Source organism: Streptomyces sp. CoH27 (assembly GCF_020181035.1).
GTDB lineage: Bacteria > Actinomycetota > Actinomycetes > Streptomycetales > Streptomycetaceae > Streptomyces > Streptomyces camelliae.
Genome location: NZ_JAIQYY010000001.1, coordinates 450,255 through 467,189 on the forward strand (window position 1 = coordinate 450,255; position 16,935 = coordinate 467,189).

Below are 16,935 nucleotides of genomic sequence, written 5' to 3' on the forward strand. Positions count from 1 at the left end.
GCCGACCGCCGCCACCGCTGAGCCGGCCGTGCACGAGTTGTCGATCGCGACCGCGATCGTGGAGCAGGCCGAGGAGATCGCCCGCGCGGACGGGGCCGGCGGCGTCTCGTCGGTGACGGTACGCGTGGGCGAGCTGTCGGGTGTCGTTCCCGACGCGCTGGACTTCGCCTTCGAGGTCGCCCGGGAGGGTACCGCGCTGGCCGCCGCCCGGCTGGTGGTCGAACAGGTGGCCGCCCAGGCGTACTGCGCGCCGTGCGCCGAGGAGTTCGCGGTCGGCATGCCGCCGTACTTCTGGTGTCCGCGCTGTGACCGGCCCTCACAGGACCTGCGCAGCGGGCGGGAGTTGGAGATCACGGGCGTCGAACCGGCGCGCTGAGCGGGCGGCCGGCCCCCCCCGGGGCCGGCCGCCTCGCCGGTTTCTCAGCAGATGCGGGGCAGTTGCTCGCCCAGCGGCAGGTCGACCACGCGGGTGCCGCCGAGGCCGGTGGCGGCGACCACCATGCCGGGGTGATCGGCCACGCACGTGCCGATACGGGCCGCTCCGGTGCCCTGCGGATGGGACTGCATCGCCGCCAGCACGGCGTCGGCATGCTCCGCGGGCACGAAGGCGACGAGCCGGCCCTCGTTGGCCACGTACAGCGGGTCCAGCCCGAGGAAGCCGCAGGCGCTGCGGACCTCGTCCGGGACGGGGACGGCCCGCTCGTCCAGCCGTACCCCGGTGCCGGAGGCGCGGGCGATCTCGTTCAGGGACGCGCCGAGCCCGCCGCGGGTCGGGTCGCGCAGGACGTGGAGGTCCCGGGTGACCGCCAGCATCGCCGCGACGAGGCCGGCCAGCGGCGCGGTGTCGGAGGCGATCTCGACGCCGAACTCCAGGCCCTCGCGCACGCTCATGACGGCGACACCGTGCAGGCCGATGGGCCCGCTGACGAGGACGGCGTCGCCGGGCCGGGCGCGCTGCGGGCGGATGTCGACCGCGTCGGGCACGAGGCCGACGCCGGCGGTGGTGACGTACACGCCGTCGCCGTGTCCGGCCTCGACCACCTTGGTGTCGCCGGTGGCGACGGTGACGCCGGCGGCCCGCGCCGCGGCGCCGATGGCCTGCGCGACGCGCCCGACGACGCTGATCTCCACCCCCTCCTCCAGGACGAAGGCGGTGGAGAGGAACGCGGGCCGGGCGCCGCTCATCGCCAGGTCGTTGACCGTGCCGTTGACGGCCAGGTCGCCGAGACTGCCGCCGGGGAAGAACAGCGGCCGCACCACGTAGGAGTCGGTGGAGAAGGCCAGCCGGGTTCCGGCGAGGTCGAGGACGGCCGAGTCGGTGAGCGCGGCCAGCGTGGGGTTGCCGTAGGCCGGTGCGAAGACCTGCTCGATCAGTTCGGCGGACAGGGCACCGCCTCCGCCGTGGCCCATGACGACGACCGGCTGGTCGCGCAGGGGGGCGGGGCAGGTCCAGTTCGAGGGGTCGACGACCGCATCGGTGGCCAGGTCAGCCAACGGGATTCACCTCCGTCTGCGGGATCCGGGACCCTTGTCGTGCCGGGCCGTCGGTCATCCGCCGATACAGGTAGTAGGCCGCGCAGGCGCCCTCGCTGGAGACCATCGTGGCCCCGAGCGGGGTACGCGGTGTGCAGGCCGTGCCGAACGCCTCGCACTCGGTCGGCTTGATCAGCCCCTGGAGCACCTCGCCGGCCCGGCACACGGCGGGCTCCTCGGTGCGGATGCCGGTGACGTCGAACCGGTGCTCGGCGTCGTACGGCCGGTAGGCGTCGGACAGCCGCCAGCCGCTGGCGGGGATGCGGCCGATGCCGCGCCAGTTGCGGTCGGTCACCTCGAAGACCTCCTGCAGCATGCGCAGGGCCGCCGGATTGCCCTGTTCGCGTACGGCGCGCGGGTAGGCGTTCTCCACGAGGTGCTCGCCACGCTCCAGTTGGCGCACGGCGCGGCGGATGCCCTCCAGGATGTCCAGCGGCTCGAAACCGGTCACCACGATCGGCACCCGATGCCGGTCGGCCAGGTCGGGATACTCGGCGGTGCCCATCACGCTGCACACGTGTCCGGCGGCGAGGAAGCCCTGCACCCGGCAGTCAGGTGCCGTCATGATGGCCTCGATCGCCGGCGGCACCCGGACGTGGGAGACCAGCAGGCTGAAGTTGCCGACACCGAGACGTCGGGCCTGGTGGACGGCCATGGCGTTGGCGGGGGCGGTCGTCTCGAAGCCGATCGCGAAGAAGACGACCTCGCGGTCCGGGTTCCTCCGGGCGAGGTCGAGGGCGTCCAGCGGCGAGTACACGACGCGTACGTCACCGCCCTCACCCTTGACCCGGAACAGGTCGCGGTCGGTGCCGGGCACGCGCAGCATGTCCCCGAAGGAGCAGAAGATCACTCCGGGGCGGGCGGCGATCTCCAGGGCCTTGTCGATGACGTCGAGCGGGGTGACACACACCGGGCAGCCCGGGCCGTGGATCAACTCGACCTCGTCCGGGAGCAGTTGGTCGATTCCGTGGCGGATGATGGAGTGGGTCTGGCCGCCGCAGACCTCCATCAGCGCCCAGGGCCGGGTGGCGGTGGCGTGGATCTCGTCCAGCAGCCGCCGGGCCAGCTCGGGATCGTTGAACTCGTCGATGTACTTCACCGGGCCTCACTCCCGTTCCGCTGCCGGGCCGCCTGCTCCCAGGCATCACCGAACTCCTCGTCCAGCAGCCCCAGTTGCTCGAACAGTTCCAGGGACGCGCGGGCTGACTCCTCGTCCAGACGCTGGAGGGCGAACCCGACGTGGACGATGACGTACTCCCCCACTCGCACGTCGGGCAGGTATTCCAGGCATGCCTGTTTGCGCACACCGCCGAAGTCGATCAGCCCGGTCAGCGGACTGGCATCGCGGTCGATGGACACGACCTTGCCGGGCACTGCGAGACACATGGGTCACTCCGTCCGTCGGTTCCTTGCCGTTCCCGCGACCATGAGCTGACCGAGCGCCAGTCCTCCGTCGTTCGGGGGGACTTCGCCGTGCCTGAGGACCGTGAAGCCGTCCGCGGCCAGCAGCGCGGTGCATTGCCGCTCCAGCAGGCCGTTGGCGAAGACGCCGCCCGTCAGCGCGACCGTGCGCAGGCCGGTGTCGGCGCGGGCGCGGCGGCAGATCCGGGCGACGACGTGCGCGACACCCCGGTGGAAGCGGGCGGCGAGCACCGGTGCGGGGGTGCCGCGCCGCCGGTCCGCGAGCAGGTCCCGCAGCATCGGCACGGGACTGCACACGAGGACACCCCTGCCGGTGAGGCCGAAGGGGTACGCCACCGCGTCGTGGTCCGCGGCCTGGAGCGCCGCCGCCTCCAGTTCCAGCGCGGCCTGCGCCTCGTACCCCGCCCGCTGGCACACCCCCGCCAGGGACGACACCGCGTCGAACAGGCGGCCCATGCCGGACGTCGGGACGCAGGCCGTCCTCCTGGTCAACTGCTGCCGGAGCAAAGCAAGTTCGGTCTCGGTGCAGGCCCGTACGCTCGGCAGGTCCGGTTCCCAGGCCAGCCCGGCCGCCCACAGCCTGGCCAGCGCCTGCCGGCACGGGTTGGCCACGCCCGCGTCCCCACCGGGCAGCGGCGCGGGCGCCAGATGCGCGTAGCGCCGGTATCCGCTGTAGCCGGCGAGCAGGACCTCACCGCCCCACACCGTGCCGTCGTCGCCGTACCCGGTGCCGTCGAAGGCGACCCCGATGACGGGGGCGGTGCCGTCGAGGCCGTGTTCGGCCATCGCGGAGGCGATGTGGGCGTGGTGGTGCTGGACCAGCCGCAGACAGCCGCCCGGCAGTCCCGCAGCCCGGTGCCGGGCCCGGCGAGTGGAGTGGTAGCCGGGGTGCCGGTCGGCGGCGACCAGGGCCGGGGTGACCCCGGTCAGGCGGGCCAGGTGCCGCTCGGCGCGCTCGGCGGCTTCCAGGGTGGCCAGTTCGCCCATGTCGCCGATGTGCGGCCCGAACCAGGCGTGGTCGCCCTCGCCCAGGCAGAGGACGTTCTTCAGGTCGCCGCCGACCGCGAGCGTGGGGCGGACCGGGACCGGCAGGCGCAGGGGGCGCGGCACGTATCCGCGGGAGCGGCGCAGCACCTGGGTACTGCCGTCGGGGCGCACCCGCAGCACCGAGTCGTCGCAGGGGCAGGCGATGGGCCGGTCGTGGGTGAGCCAGGCGTCGGCGAGCCCGGCCAGCCGGGTGAGCGCCTCGGTGTCGTCGGTGACGATGGGTTCGCCGGAGCGGTTGCCGCTGGTCATGACGAGCATGCGGGGGCCGGGGTGATCGCCGGGCAGCCCCAGCAGCAGCGTGTGGACGGGGGTGTAGGGCAGCATGACCCCCACGTGCGGGCTGCCCGGACAGACCTGGTCGGCCAGGCCGGGGCCGTCTGCCGGGGTGCGGCGGCGCAGCAGGACGATGGGGCGGTGCGGGCCGGTCAGGGCCGCCCGCTCCGCGTCGGAGACGACCGCGATCCGCTCGGCCGTGGGCAGGTCCGCGCACATCACCGCGAAGGCCTTGCCGCCCCGTTCCTTGCGGCCGCGCAGGGTGGCCACGGCCCGGGCGTCGGTGGCGTCGCAGGCCAGGTGGTAGCCGCCGAGTCCCTTAACGGCGACGATCCGCCCGGCGGCCAGCAGCGCCCGCGCGGCCGCGAGGGCGTCCGCGTCCCGGGCCGGGCGCACCCCGAGGCCGTCGGCCGGGATCAGGGCGAGCCTCGGGCCGCAGTCGGGACAGGCGACGGGCTGGGCGTGGAACCGCCGGTCGGCGGGGGCGCCGTACTCCCGGGCGCAGGCGGGGCACATCGGGAAGCCGGCCATGGTGGTGGCCGCGCGGTCGTACGGCATGCCGGTGGCGATGGTGAACCGGGGGCCGCAGTGGGTGCAGGTGACGAACGGGTGCCGATGGCGCCGGTCGGCCGGATCGGCCAGTTCGCGCAGACAGTCGGCGCAGGTGGCGGTGTCGGGCGGAAGCTCGGTGCGGCCGCCGGCCCGCTCGGTGGAGCGGATGGCGAAGGGGCCGGTGTCGCCCGTGGCGGGCAGGTCCGCGCAGTCGACGGCGGTCACGGTGGACAGCGGCGGCGGCTGTTCGGCGAGGCGGACACAGAAGCGGTGCACCTCCTCCGCGGGGCCCTCGATCTCGATGTGCACGCCGTCGCCGGTGTTGCCGACGAATCCGGCGAGGCCGAGTCCGGCGGCGAGGCGGTGCACGTACGGCCGGAAGCCGACCCCCTGCACGGTGCCCCGCACGATGACGACGCGGCGCACGAGGCCGGCGGCGGGGGCGGTCATGCGAGGGAAGCGGGGGAGGCGGGGTGATGGCCGTGCGGACGCGGGGCGAGGGGCGGGCGGTGCGGGATGCCGTCCCGGGCGGCGAGGGCGCGGTCCAGGAGGGTGTCGACACCGGCGCCGGTGCGGGCGCAGGACCGGACGATCTCCACGCCCGGGTTGACCCGGTGCACGTTCGTCCGGAAGGCGCTCTCGTCGAAGCCGGCCGGCTCGGCGAGGTCGGTCTTGGTGATGACGACCAGATGGGCCGAGCCGAACGCGGTCGGGTACTTCAGCGGCTTGTCCTCGCCCTCGGTGACCGCCATCAGCACGATCCGCAAGGTCTCGCCGAGGTCGTACGCGGCGGGGCAGACGAGGTTGCCGACGTTCTCCACGAAGAGCAGCCGGGTGTCCGGCGGCAGCCAGCCGTCCAGCCGGGCGCGTACCTGGCGGGCCTCCAGGTGGCACAGTCCGTCGGTGAGCAGCTGCTGGACGGGCGCCCCGGACCGGGCGAGCCGTACGGCGTCGTTCTCGGTGGCGAGATCCGCGGTCAGCGCGGCCACCGGCACGCCCCGCCCGACCGCGCGGGCCAGGACCCGGCCGAGGAGTTCGGTCTTGCCGCTGCCGGGGCTGGACAGCAGGTTGACGACGCTCACGCCCTGTCCGGCGAGGTCGCCGCGCAGGCCCGCGGCCAGGTCGTCGTTCTTGGCCAGGACGGCCTGGCGGACGTCGGACCGGCACATGGGCGCTGCTCCTCGGATACGGCGGCGGGGACCGGGCCGCATCGGATGCGGCCCGGGGTCTCACCGATCTTCGGCCCCGCCGGCTGCGCTGCCGGGCAGCACAGCCGGGCGCGGGGGCCCGGATTCCACCGGGCGGCCCAACGCCGGGGCGGGACCGGCGGGGATCGGGCGACCCGAGGCGGGGACCGGACCGGAGGGGACCGGGCTACCCGATGCAGGCACGGGACCGGCGGAGACCGGGCTACCCGACGCGGTGACAGGCCCGGCGGGGATCGGCACGGGCCCGGCGGGGTCGGCGAGCAGGGCCGGGATCAGGGTGTGCAGGGCGGCCACGGCATGGTCGACGGCGGCCCGGACCGGTGCGCTGAGCCCCGGGAGGATGTCGTCGTCCCCGCTCGGCAGCACGGCGGGCTCGCAGGCCAGCAGGAGCACCCGGGGCAGTGGCTCGTCGCCCAGGTGCCGGGCCAGGGCGAGCACCTTCGCGGGGTCCATGCCGTGGGCCTCGGGTACGACGGTGGCGTCGGGCGGTTCGGTCTCGATCAAGGTGAGGGTGCCAGGGCGATGGCCGCGCCGCGCGGTGTCGACGAGGACGGCGGTGTCGTATCCGTCGAGCAGGTCGTAGGCGAGGTCCATGCCCCGGATGCCGTAGTCGCGCACGCGCACCTGGGACGGCAGCGGGCGCTGATCGAGGGCGCGGATCACCTCGGGGCCGAAGGCGTCGTCGGCGAGGAACACGTTGCCGACGCCCGCCACCAGCAGGCGGGCCGTCACCGGACGTCCCCGGCGGGCGCGGCCAGGGGCCGGGGCGAGCCGGTGGGTGTCTTGCGCACGAAGGCCGAGCGCAGCGCGTGGTAGGGGGCCCGCGGGTCGTAGAAGAGGGCATGCATGCGGGCGAGTTCGGCCGCGCGGTAGTCGGCGAGGGGGCGCTCGTGTTCGTCCGCGGCGCGGGCGGCGGCCTTGCCGGCGATCCGCCGGTCCAGGCCGGGTGCGGCGGCGAGTCCGGCCGCGAGCCGCTCGACCTCGGCCGGGAAGTCACCGGTCGTGGCCGGTACGACCCGGTCCACCAGCCCCAGCCGCGCGGCGGACGCGGCGCTGACGGGCAGGGCCTCGGTGGTCAGCCGGCCGGCCTGCTCGGCTCCGGCGCGGCGCGGCAGGGTGTAGGTCCAGAACTCGGAGCCGTACAGGCCCATGCGCCGGTAGTGCGGGTTGAGGACGATGCCGGTGCGGCACCACACCTCGTCGGCGGCGAGGGCGAGCATGGCTCCGCCGGCCGCCGCGTTGCCCGCGAGGGCGGCCACCACCAGCCGGTCGGTGGTGCGCAGCACCGCCTCGACCAGGTCGTCCATGGCGTTGAGGTTGGTCCACGACTCCTCGGCCGGGTCGGGGGCCGCCTCGATGACGTTCAGATGGATGCCGTTGGAGAAGAAGTCACGCTCCCCGCCGAGCACGAGGACCCGAGTGGGGCGGGTCAACGCGTCACGGTAGGCGGCGAGCAGACGGCGGCACTGGTCGGTGCTCATCGCACCGCCGGGAAAGGTGAAGCCCAAGAAGCCGACGTCACCGCGCTGCCGGTAGCGGATGTCGGTCCAGGTGCGCCGGCCGGCCGGCAGTTCCAGCGGGGCGGCGGCGTCCGGGAGGCGCAGGTCGGGCTCCCAGGCGGCGAGGACGGAGGCGGCCGGGCGCCGGAAGGGTGCGGGGTCGCCGGAGCTCTTGCGGGGGCGTAGTTCCGGGATCCAGACGGCGCCGTCCCGGGTGGCCCGGCAGACAGCGCCCGCGCGCTGTGCCAGCAGCTCGCCGGGCCGGCCGCGCAGCTCGTCCTCGGGGTGTCCGCCGTGCAGGAACACCTCCCGCCCGAGGAGCTCGTCCAGGACGCCCGGCTGCGAGTCGGCACCGCGGAGTTTGCGCAGGACCGTCCCGGTGTCGTCGCCTGCCCAGTCGATGCGGCGCCGCTCCTGCTTCAGGGCGCCCCGCCAGACCATGCTGACGGACTCGTCGGTCTGCGGGCGGGGCTTGTAGGACCCTTCGGCGTAGCGCCGTACGGCCGTGAGGACGGCGGTGACGGCGGCGTCGGAGACCTCGTTGCGGTACAGGTCGCTCTTGCCGACGGGCGGCACGGGGAACGCCTGCGCGGCCCAGATGTCGCCCGCGTCCATCGCCGCCTCGGCCTGCAGGACGGTCACTCCCCACTCCGCCGCCTGTCCGTCGATGGCCCAGTCCAGCGCGGACGGGCCACGGTCGCCGGGCGGCCCCGGGTGCACGATCAGGCAGGTGTGCTCGCGCCACACGTCCTCCGGCAGGGCCGTTCTGAGCATCGGCGCGACGACCAGATCCGGCCGCGGGTCGCGCACGGCGGCCCGGACCGGGTCGGGGCCGTGCGAGGCGAGGACGACGTCGACGTGGTGACCGAGATCCGACAGTTCGGCGTACAGACGCTGGGAGAGGCTGTTGAACGCGCTGGCCACGAGCAGAATGTTCATGACATGCCATGGTCGTCGCTGTTCCGGGTGCGGTGAAGGACCGCTGCGGCGTTTCGTCCGCGCGGCTCAGGTCTCTTCCTCCATCCGGATCGCCTGGCGCAGGTCCTCGAAGGCCTGACCGTGGTCGTCCTCGTGCCCCTCCGGCTGGGGTGACAGCCGTCATGGACTGACCGGCGAGCAGCAGCAATTGCGACAGCGGCGAGCGCGGGGCTCGCCTCCCGTGGCCTCGGGGTGACGGCCGTCAGGTCCGCCGTGGCTTCTTGAGTGCGCCCCGCGAGGGCAGCGACAGCGGGCGCGGCCGGTGCCGGCTCGGTGAGCAGCGCCGCCGCCCGGCCGGCCACCACCTCGTCCACCCAGGTGTGCCAGGCCCGGTCGTCCTCGGCCGTCGCGTCGCCGTCCGGTACGGCGCCGGTGATCCCGTCGGGGCGGCCGGCGCCCCGGAACCGGTCACGCCGACCAGGCCTGCGTCGATCTCGGTGGGACAGCGCAGCCAGGCCGCGACCGTCGCGGCCTGCCGGGCCCGCACCTCGCGCAGCGCGGAGGCCGGCGCGCCGCCGCTCGGCGGGGAGGCGGTCACCGCGTATCAGGTCATGTACGGCTTCGCCCACGTCACGCGTTCGCCCATGTGCCGCCGGTGCCCGTGTCGCTCGCGCCCGCGTGTCGCCCGCTCACCCCGGGGAACCCGGTGCGCACCGCCGCAGGTCCGGACAGGCACCGGAGGTCCCATGACGACGGACACCGCACGCGACGACGACCAGGGTGACGTCCCGCTCGCGCGCTATGGCTCCCTCACCTCCTTGTTCACGGCTCCGGCCCTGCGGTGGCCTCGGTGCGCCGACCGTGCCTGGGAGAACTTCATCCGGAAAGGACCGGCCTCATGCGGCACGACGAGATGATCGGAAAGGTGCAGGCACTCGCCCAGTTGCCCGACCGGGGGTCTGCCGAGCGGGCCGCGCACGCCGTGGTGTGCACGCTGTCGGAGCGGCTCCCGTCCGGCCTGGCCCGGCATGTGGCCGCTCAGCTGCCGCCCGACATGGCGGCGGCGATGCGGGAGGCGGCCGACGCCTGCGCGGGGGCCGACGCCGGCACCGCGGGCGAACGGTTCGGACTGACCGCGTTCGCCGGCCGTATCGCCGACCGGGCGGGCACGGACGAGGACACGGCGCTGCGGGAGGCCGCCGCCGTGCTGGAGGTGCTGGACGCCGCTGTCGCCCCGGAACTGACCGGGCGGATGGCGGCCGCGCTGCCCGCGGACATCCGCGCGCTGCTGCCGGTGGGCCGGGCGGCCGAAGAGACCGAGGGCACCGAAGGCGCCGAAGGCACCGGGAACGCGGGCTGAGCCGAGGCTGGCGGCAGGCCGGTGCGGGCGCACGGCGCGGTGGCGGGGCTGTCGCGGGGCAAGGTCGCAGGGCGCGGTCCGGAGCGTGACCTCCGACGCCGTCATCGACCAGGTCATCGGCACCCGCCATCGTCGACCAGCTCATCGGCACCCGCCGCCGTCGACAGGTCATCGGGACCAGGTCATGCGGGTGAGGCCGGAGCCGCTGGATCCGGACCGCTCATCAGCCGCAGGCGGACGCGTCCCCGCGACCGCTCAGCGCCGGCCGGCCGGGAAACGGCCCCGGCGGCGGTGGCGGGCGTGGTGGGGGGTCGAAGGCCGGGCGATCCACCGGTCCTCGACCTGGTCGAGGCCGAAGAGCAGAAAGGTCAGGACGGGCAGCAGCAGAACCGCGACGATGATCACTGGAGGCTCTCCCTCCGTGCGACGACATCTCCCGAGTCCCCCGGTCCGCGGGCACCCACCGTCCGCCGTTGTGAAGGTCCTGTGACCGTCTTCTGCGGACCCCGGCCACAGGCGATGATCTGTCTGACAGATGCGCAGGCGAGGGCCGCCGGGGCGGACGGATGTACGGAGGGGGACATGTGGAGGCTGGGATCGGCGCGGAGGCGGCGGCCGGGCGGGCCGCCCCGTTGGTCGGCCGGGCCGCCGAACTCGCGCGGCTGGCGGAGGTGCTCGCGGGCGGGGGTGAGCGCGGAACGCCGTCGGTGGTGGACATCACCGGGGAGGCCGGCATCGGCAAGAGCCGGCTGCTGAGCGAGGTGTGCCGGCGGGCCCGGCAGCGCGGGTTCACGGTGCTGCGCGGCCGGGCGACGGAGTACGAACGGCATCTGCCGCTCCAGCCGTTCACCGACGCCTTCGCCGACCTCGACCCGCGCGCGCCGGACGGCTTCGCCGCGGTCACCGACGCCGCCCCCGTGCTGCACGGCTGTGCCCGCGGGGGCGTGGACCGGTTCCGGCTGCACCGGGCGACGGCCGCACTGCTGGCCCATGTCAGCGGCCCGGGGCTGCTGTTGGCGCTGGACGACCTGCACTGGGCGGACCCGGCGTCCTGGGATCTGCTGGACCATCTGGTACGGCACCCCGCGCCCGGACCCGTCGTCCTCCTGGTCGCCCGCCGGGCCCGGCAGAGCCCGGCACCGCTCGCCGCGTCGCTGACCCGGGGCGTCGAGGCCGACACCGTGCTCCGGCTGGACCTCGGCCCGCTGCCCCGGCAGGAGTGCGCCGAACGCCTCGCCCCCGATCTGGCGCCCGCGGAGCTGGACCGGCTGCACGCGGCGAGCGAGGGCAACCCGCTCTATCTGCTGGCCCTGCTGCACGCCCACCGCACAGCCGGCGCCCGACAGGCCCTGCCCGCCCTGGGGTTGACGTCGCTGCTGCTGGAAGAGCTGAGCCCGCTGACCGAGGACCAGCTGCGCGCACTGGAGACGGTCGCGATCCTCGGCGACCAGGCGACCCCCGCTCTGGTGCGGGCGGTCAGCGGCCGTCGGGAGGCCGAACTGCTCGACGACCTGGGCGTGTTGGCGCGCCGTGATCTGCTGCGCTCGGGCAGCGGCGACCGGCTGGCCCTGCGCCACCCGGTGCTGCGCTCCCTCGTGCACGACGGCATGGAACCCTGGCGGCGCGCGGCCGTGCATCGCCGGGCCGCCGCCGAACTGGCCCGGACCGGTGCTCCCCCGGCCGAGCAGGCGCACCATGTGGAGCGTGCCTTGACCGGCTGGGACCCGGACGCGGCGGGTGTACTGGTGCGGGCGGCCCGGCAGACCGCGCGGACGGCACCGGCGAGCAGCGCGCACTGGTGGGAGGCGGCGCTGCGCCATCTCCCGCACACCGCGGAGCACGCGGCCCGGCGCCGGGGCTGGCTGCTGGAGCGGGCCCGGGCGCTCGGCGCCGCCGGGCGGCTGCGGGACAGCAGGGACCTGCTGCACGAGGTGATCGCCCTGGCGCAGGGCCCGGACGACGGCCCGGTGCGGGTGCCGGCCGTGGTGAGCTGCGCGGACATGGAACGGCGCCTGGGCCGCTACGCGGAGGCGGTCGCGCTCTTGCGCCGGGAGCTGGACCGGCGGCCCGGCCCGGCGCCGGCCGACATGGTGGCGCTGGGCCGGGAGCTGGGCTCGTCGGCGTCCCGGGCCGCCGCCTACGGGGAGGTCCGGGCGACCGTCGTACGGGCGCTCGCGGCGGCCCGGTCGCTGGGCGACGAGGTGGCGGAGGCGGGCGTGCTCGCGGTGTCCGCGCTCGGTGAGGCGTACGAGGGTGACATGGCGGCGGCGCGCCAGGCCGCCCGGCGGGCCGCCGCGCTGGTGGACGCGCTGCCCGACGACGAGCTGACCGGGCTGTGCGAGCCGCTCGCCCGGCTGGCCTGGGCGGAGACGCTGCTGGAGGATTTCGCCGACGCGGGCCGGCACGCCGATCGGGGTCTCGCCGTCGCGCGGCGCACCGGGCAGGTGGCCCAGCTGCCGTATCTGCTGCTGGTCAAGGCGCACATCGGCAATCAGACCGGGGAGCTACGTACGGCGCTGGAGCAGGTCGCCGAGGCCGAGGAGGTCGCACGCGGGCTGGGCAGTGACGAGGCGCTGTCGTTCGTGATGGCGCTGAAGGCGCAGGTGCTGACCGCGGCCTGCCCGCCGGGTGATCCGGCTCCGGTGGCCGCGGCGCGTGAGGCGGTGGCCGTGTCGGGTCCGGGCGTGGACTGGTGGGCGTCGACGGCGTGGAGCGTGCTCGGCTACACGGCGTTCCTCAGCGGCGATCCGGAGGGCGCCCGGGACCTGGTGCTGCGGGCGGGCGGGCCCGGTCTCGAACGGTTTCCGCCCTCCCGGCACGTGCTCTTCCTGGAGATCCTGGTCCGGGCCTGTCTGGCCCTCGGTGATCTGCCGGGGGCCCGCGCGTACGAGGGGCGGGCCCGCGAGGTCGCCGGCCGGCTGGGCCTGCCGCTGCCACGGGCGCTGGCGCTGCGCATCTCCGCGCAGCTCGCGGTGGCCGAGGGCAGGCCGGGCGACGCGGCCGGGCTGCTGGCCGAGGCCGCTGCCGAGTGCGAGCGGTCGGGGGCGCGGTTCTGGGAGGCGTACTGTCTGCTGCTCGGCGCCCCGCTGATGGCGGCCTCGCCGCAGCACGCCGGCCGGGCCGGACAGGCGTGGCGGCGCGGCCGGCGGCTGGCGCTCGACGGTGGTGCCGCGGCGCTCGTGGGCCTGGCCGACGCGACCCGGGACGCCGTACTCGGCGCCGCGGACCGGCCGGACGCCGCGCTGGCCGGACTCACCGCGCGCGAACGGGAGATCGCCACCCTGGTCGCCGAGGGGCTGACCGGCAAGGACATCGCGGGCAAGCTGGTGCTCAGCACGCGCACGGTGGAGACCCATCTCTCCCGCATCTACCGCAAGACCGGTGTGTCGTCCCGTGCCGCCCTGGCCGCGCTCGTACCGCGTCCCGACAGGTCTTCGGGCCCGCACACGCCGTACCAGGGTCTGCGGGGCACGGAATGACACCGGGCTGCCCCGCCGGCGCCGTCCGCCCGCGGATACGTAGGAAGTTACGTGGTGACACGGACGTAGGAGCCCGCTGTGATCTGCGAGATTGGCTGGTGCCGCGGGGCTGGGGAAGGTGTCGTGCGGTGCTGCGGGGGCGGCGGACACGCGGGCCGAAGGGATCGTACGGAGCGACCCGCGAGGGTGCCCGGGGGGCGCCGGCCGCGTCGCATGCCGTGTCCGGTGACCGGTGGCCCTGGGGACCGGTCCGGCCGGTCCGGCAGGACGGCCGCCCCCTTCCCGGAAGGCCGCGGCGGGAAGGTCGAGTTGATCCCGCTCCTCGCCTCCGGGCGCCCGCCCGGTGTGGCGGAGCCCGGAGGCGAGGTGGGGAACGGAACGGAGAACGGTGGGAAACGCAGGGGCGCGAAGGCACGGCGGGCGGGCGGGCGTCGCGCTGGCCGTCTGCGGGGTGCTGCTCGCGGGGTGTTCGGGATCGGGCGGCGGATCCGGCGGGCCGGGTACGGCGAGCCCGCCCGCGTCGGGTTCCGCGAGCGCGCGGGTGGACGACGGCTCGACCGCCGCGGCCACGCCACGCTTCACGGCGGACCCGGCGAAGCTGCCCGGGACCCGGTCCGCGGCGCTGGAGCTGCTGCGTGCGGTGACCGCCGGCCCGGACAGCTACGGACCCGGCTACCTCAGGCGCAGCCCGTTCGAGAGCGACCCCGCCGACTGGCCGGTACTCGGCACCGACTGTGTATGGCAGCAGCAGCCGCTGCCGGGTGACGTGCTGGCCAGCCTGACCCGTTACAGCAGGCTCCCGGCCGGCGGCGGCAAGGGCGAGGTGCACACGGCGGCGACCGTGACCGTCCACCGGACCACCGCACAGGCCGACCAGGAGATCGCCGAGACGCTGGAGGAGGCGCTGCGCTGCCCCGACCAGCAGCTGCGCGCCACCGAGCGGATCGCCGGGCTGAACTCCGTCGGCTCCGGCTACGGCACCAACGGCAACACGTCCGCCGACGACGTGCTGGAGGAGGTGGGCGCCTACTACAACTCCGCTTTGGACAAGGGCCCGTTGTTCTACCTGTGGGACCAGGTGCGGCTCGGTCCGGTGACGATCGCCGTCGCGGTCCAGGGCGGCAAGGGGTTCACGCAGGAGGATCTGCTGATCGTGCAGGCGCGGGCGGTCGCGGACATGGAGACGAGAGTGCGCAACCAGCTGGGGGCCAAGAAGTGACCGACCGTTCGCTGCGTCCCTCGGACCCGTCCTTCGTCGGCGGCCACCGGCTGCTCGCCCGGCTCGGCGAGGGCGGCATGGGTGTGGTCTATCTGGGCCGTACGGAGTCCGGGGCGCTCGCCGCCGTCAAGGTGATCCAGGCAGAGTTCGCGCACGACGAGGAGTTCCGCGGCCGGTTCCGCCGTGAGGTGCGGGCCGCCCAGCGGGTGACGAGCCCCTGGGTGGTGAAGGTGACCGGCGCGGACGCCGAGGCCGAACAGCCTTGGCTGGCCACGGCGTTCGAGCCCGGCCCCGCCCTCGCCGACGCCGTACGACAGCACGGCCCGCTGCCGCCGCGGGCCGTGCGGGTGCTCGGCAAGATGCTCGCGCGGGCGCTCGCCGCGGTGCACGAGGCCGGTCTGGTGCACCGGGACGTGAAGCCGGGCAACATCCTGCTGGCCGCCGACGGCCCGCGGCTGATCGACTTCGGCATCGCCCGTTCCCCGCACGACACCGCCTTCACCTCCACCGACCTGGTGGTCGGCACACCAGGTTTCCTCTCCCCCGAACAGGCGGCGGCCGGGGAGCTGTCCCCCGCGAGCGATGTGTTCTCGCTGGGCTGTGTGCTGGCGTACGCGGCGACCGGGCGGCCGCCGTTCGGCGCCGGGGCGACCGACGCGCTGCTCTACCGGACCGTGCACGACGAGCCCGATCTCGACGGCGTGGACGCGGAGTCGGCGACCGTCCTGGCCCGCTGCCTGGCCAAGGATCCCGCCGCCCGGCCGACGCCGGCCGAGCTGGACGCCGCGCTGGTGGAGGACGTGCCGTCGGGGACGGCGGACTGGCTGCCGGCCGACGTGGTCCGCATGATCGCCGAACGGTCGGCCGAAATGCTGGCGCTGCCCGAGATCGAGGCCACCCTCGCCGAGCCGCCGACCGTCCCCGCACCGTCCCGGTCCCGCCGGGGATTCCTCACGGCCGCGTCCGCCGGGGCGGCCGTCCTCGCCGTCGGCGGCGGGGCGGCGGCCTGGGCCGCGCTGCGCGGCACCCACGGCGGGTCGGGCACACCGGCCGCGCCCGGCTGGGCGATCGGTGTGCAGGCGGATCTCAGCGGTCCCGGCAAGGTGGCCGGGCAGGCGCAGGAACAGGGCGCACGGCTCGCCGTGGAGCAGTTCAACGCCCGCCGTGACAAGCCGTTCACGCTTCGCCTGCGCAGCGCCGACGACCGTGGCAGCAGCGCCGGCGCGACGACGGCGGCCCGCCAACTCGCCGACGACAAGGACGTGTTGGCCGTGATCGGGTCGAGCACGGACGCCACGACACAGGCTGCACTCCCGGTGTACGACGCCGCCCTGCTGCCCCTGCTGAGCATGTCCGCGGGCCAGAATCTGCTCCAGAACACCCGCTCGTTCCTGCGCGGCCGCCCGCTGCACAACGCGGTCGCGATGAAGCTGGCGTTCCAGTGGGCGGCCACCAGCACGGCGGCGCCCGTCGGGGTGCTGTTGGACCGCAGCGGCGGCGATCTGTCCTGGATGACCATCCAGATGGTGAACCTGATCGTCCGCAAGTACGGCCGCGCCACCCACCCCCGGGTCGTGCCCGCCGGTACGACCGACTTGAAGCCGGTGCTCGACGAGATGCGCGCGGCCGGCATCGCGGCCTTCGTGTACGCCGGTCCGCTGGACGGCGCGCTGCGTGCCGCGCGGGGCATGGCCGATTTCAAGGGCCCCAAGTACGCGGCGGAGCCCGCGCTCGACACCCGCTTCGCCGCCGAGCCGGCCGCTGACGGCTGGACGGTCGTGGCGAGCGCGATCGGTCCGGGCGCGGCCCAGGTCCGGTCCTTCGCCGAGGCGTTCCGCAGCCGGTACGGACACGCACCCGGGTTCTGGGCGGCCGAGGGGTACGACGCGGCGAACCTGCTGATCGACAGGCTCCTGGCGACGAAGGGCGGACGTCCGGCCCCCAGGGACCTGATCGCGCCCCTACAGAAAACCAAGTACCGGGGCCTCACACGGGAGTTCGTCTTCGACTCGACGACCGTGGGGACCCCGATGCTCGCCACTCCGGCCACCTTCGTCCACCAGGTGCGCGGCGGCGCCCTGCGCTATGTCGGCCCGGCTCCGGACAAGGCGCCCGTGCCCCGGGGGAAGTGACGGTGCGTCCGCTTCTCACCACCGACCCGGAGGCCATCGGCCCGTACCGGCTGCTCGCCCGGATCGGAACCGGCGGCATGGGCGTGGTCTACCTCGCCCGCTCCGAAGGCGGCACCCTGGCCGCCGTCAAGGTGATCCGGGCGGAACACGCAGCCGACCCCTCCTTCCGGGCCCGCTTCCGGCGCGAGGCACGGGCGGCGGCGCGGGTCGACGCTCGCTGGACCACTCCGGTGCTGGCCGCCGACCCGGAAGCCCCCGAGCCGTGGCTCGCCACGGCGTTCGTGCCCGGCCCC

General features: G+C 75.1%; 13 protein-coding genes and 1 pseudogene. 6 read left to right on the forward strand and 8 right to left on the reverse strand.

Annotated features, from left to right (window positions below; genetic code table 11):
• Nucleotides 1-28 precede the first annotated feature (28 nt).
• On the forward strand, nt 29-376 hold the full coding sequence (hypA, locus tag LE548_RS02165) for a hydrogenase maturation nickel metallochaperone HypA (RefSeq protein WP_225094967.1): 348 nt from the start codon (nt 29-31) through the stop codon (nt 374-376).
• Nucleotides 377-420: 44 nt separating this feature from the next.
• On the opposite strand, the gene hypE is transcribed toward hypA, so the two are convergent.
• The 7 genes from hypE to LE548_RS02200 are packed head-to-tail and all read right to left on the reverse strand — an operon-like array spanning nt 421 to nt 8,473.
• Nucleotides 421-1,494, reverse strand: a complete 1,074-nt coding sequence (gene hypE, locus LE548_RS02170) for a hydrogenase expression/formation protein HypE (RefSeq protein WP_308029705.1) — start codon at nt 1,492-1,494, stop codon at nt 421-423.
• Nucleotides 1,487-2,632, reverse strand: a complete 1,146-nt coding sequence (hypD, locus tag LE548_RS02175) for a hydrogenase formation protein HypD (protein WP_225094842.1) — start codon at nt 2,630-2,632, stop codon at nt 1,487-1,489. Before hypD ends, hypE begins: the two co-directional genes overlap by 8 nt.
• Nucleotides 2,629-2,919, reverse strand: coding sequence for a HypC/HybG/HupF family hydrogenase formation chaperone (locus LE548_RS02180; protein WP_225094843.1), 291 nt, complete (start codon nt 2,917-2,919; stop codon nt 2,629-2,631). Before LE548_RS02180 ends, hypD begins: the two co-directional genes overlap by 4 nt.
• Nucleotides 2,920-2,922: 3 nt before the next feature.
• Nucleotides 2,923-5,277, reverse strand: a complete 2,355-nt coding sequence (gene hypF / locus LE548_RS02185) for a carbamoyltransferase HypF (RefSeq protein ID WP_225094844.1) — start codon at nt 5,275-5,277, stop codon at nt 2,923-2,925.
• Nucleotides 5,274-5,996 carry a hydrogenase nickel incorporation protein HypB gene (hypB, locus tag LE548_RS02190; protein WP_225094845.1) on the reverse strand — a complete coding sequence of 241 codons (723 nt, stop codon included), beginning with the start codon at nt 5,994-5,996 and terminating at the stop codon, nt 5,274-5,276. Before hypB ends, hypF begins: the two co-directional genes overlap by 4 nt.
• Nucleotides 5,997-6,056: 60 nt before the next feature.
• Nucleotides 6,057-6,767 carry a hydrogenase maturation protease gene (locus LE548_RS02195; RefSeq protein ID WP_374116003.1) on the reverse strand — a complete coding sequence of 237 codons (711 nt, stop codon included), beginning with the start codon at nt 6,765-6,767 and terminating at the stop codon, nt 6,057-6,059.
• Nucleotides 6,764-8,473, reverse strand: a complete 1,710-nt coding sequence (locus LE548_RS02200) for a hydrogenase maturation protein (protein WP_225094846.1) — start codon at nt 8,471-8,473, stop codon at nt 6,764-6,766. Before LE548_RS02200 ends, LE548_RS02195 begins: the two co-directional genes overlap by 4 nt.
• Nucleotides 8,474-9,350: 877 nt before the next feature.
• Here LE548_RS02200 and LE548_RS02210 point away from each other — a divergent pair.
• Entirely contained in the window at nt 9,351-9,812 is a 462-nt protein-coding gene (locus LE548_RS02210) for a DUF2267 domain-containing protein (RefSeq protein ID WP_225094847.1), read from the forward strand.
• Between the two features lie 255 nt (nt 9,813-10,067).
• Here the strand turns inward: LE548_RS02210 and LE548_RS02215 are convergent, their stop codons facing one another.
• Nucleotides 10,068-10,217: a hypothetical protein gene (locus LE548_RS02215; protein WP_225094848.1), complete on the reverse strand. Its 150-nt coding sequence runs from the start codon at nt 10,215-10,217 to the stop codon at nt 10,068-10,070.
• 179 nt (nt 10,218-10,396) lie between these two features.
• Here LE548_RS02215 and LE548_RS02220 point away from each other — a divergent pair, with 179 nt between their 5' ends.
• The 4 genes and pseudogenes from LE548_RS02220 to LE548_RS02235 form a co-directional block, all read left to right on the forward strand.
• Nucleotides 10,397-13,291 carry a LuxR family transcriptional regulator gene (locus tag LE548_RS02220; RefSeq protein ID WP_225094849.1) on the forward strand — a complete coding sequence of 965 codons (2,895 nt, stop codon included), beginning with the start codon at nt 10,397-10,399 and terminating at the stop codon, nt 13,289-13,291.
• 388 nt (nt 13,292-13,679) lie between these two features.
• Nucleotides 13,680-14,510 (forward strand): hypothetical protein, encoded by an 831-nt coding sequence (locus tag LE548_RS02225; protein WP_225094850.1) that lies wholly within the window; start codon nt 13,680-13,682, stop codon nt 14,508-14,510.
• Nucleotides 14,507-16,642 (forward strand): bifunctional serine/threonine-protein kinase/ABC transporter substrate-binding protein, encoded by a 2,136-nt coding sequence (locus LE548_RS02230; protein WP_225094851.1) that lies wholly within the window; start codon nt 14,507-14,509, stop codon nt 16,640-16,642. The genes LE548_RS02225 and LE548_RS02230 overlap by 4 nt, the downstream gene beginning before the upstream one ends.
• 2 nt (nt 16,643-16,644) lie before the next feature.
• Nucleotides 16,645-16,935 (forward strand): annotated as a pseudogene (locus LE548_RS02235) (serine/threonine protein kinase); the annotation flags it as partial.

Coding starts and splice junctions, on each gene's coding strand:
- hypF (WP_225094844.1), bottom strand. CDS start 5,277: ATGACCGCCCCCGCCGCCGGCCTCGTGCGCCGCGTCGTCATCGTGCGG.
- hypB (WP_225094845.1), bottom strand. CDS start 5,996: ATGTGCCGGTCCGACGTCCGCCAGGCCGTCCTGGCCAAGAACGACGAC.
- LE548_RS02180 (WP_225094843.1), bottom strand. CDS start 2,919: ATGTGTCTCGCAGTGCCCGGCAAGGTCGTGTCCATCGACCGCGATGCC.
- LE548_RS02210 (WP_225094847.1), top strand. CDS start 9,351: ATGCGGCACGACGAGATGATCGGAAAGGTGCAGGCACTCGCCCAGTTG.
- LE548_RS02200 (WP_225094846.1), bottom strand. CDS start 8,473: ATGAACATTCTGCTCGTGGCCAGCGCGTTCAACAGCCTCTCCCAGCGT.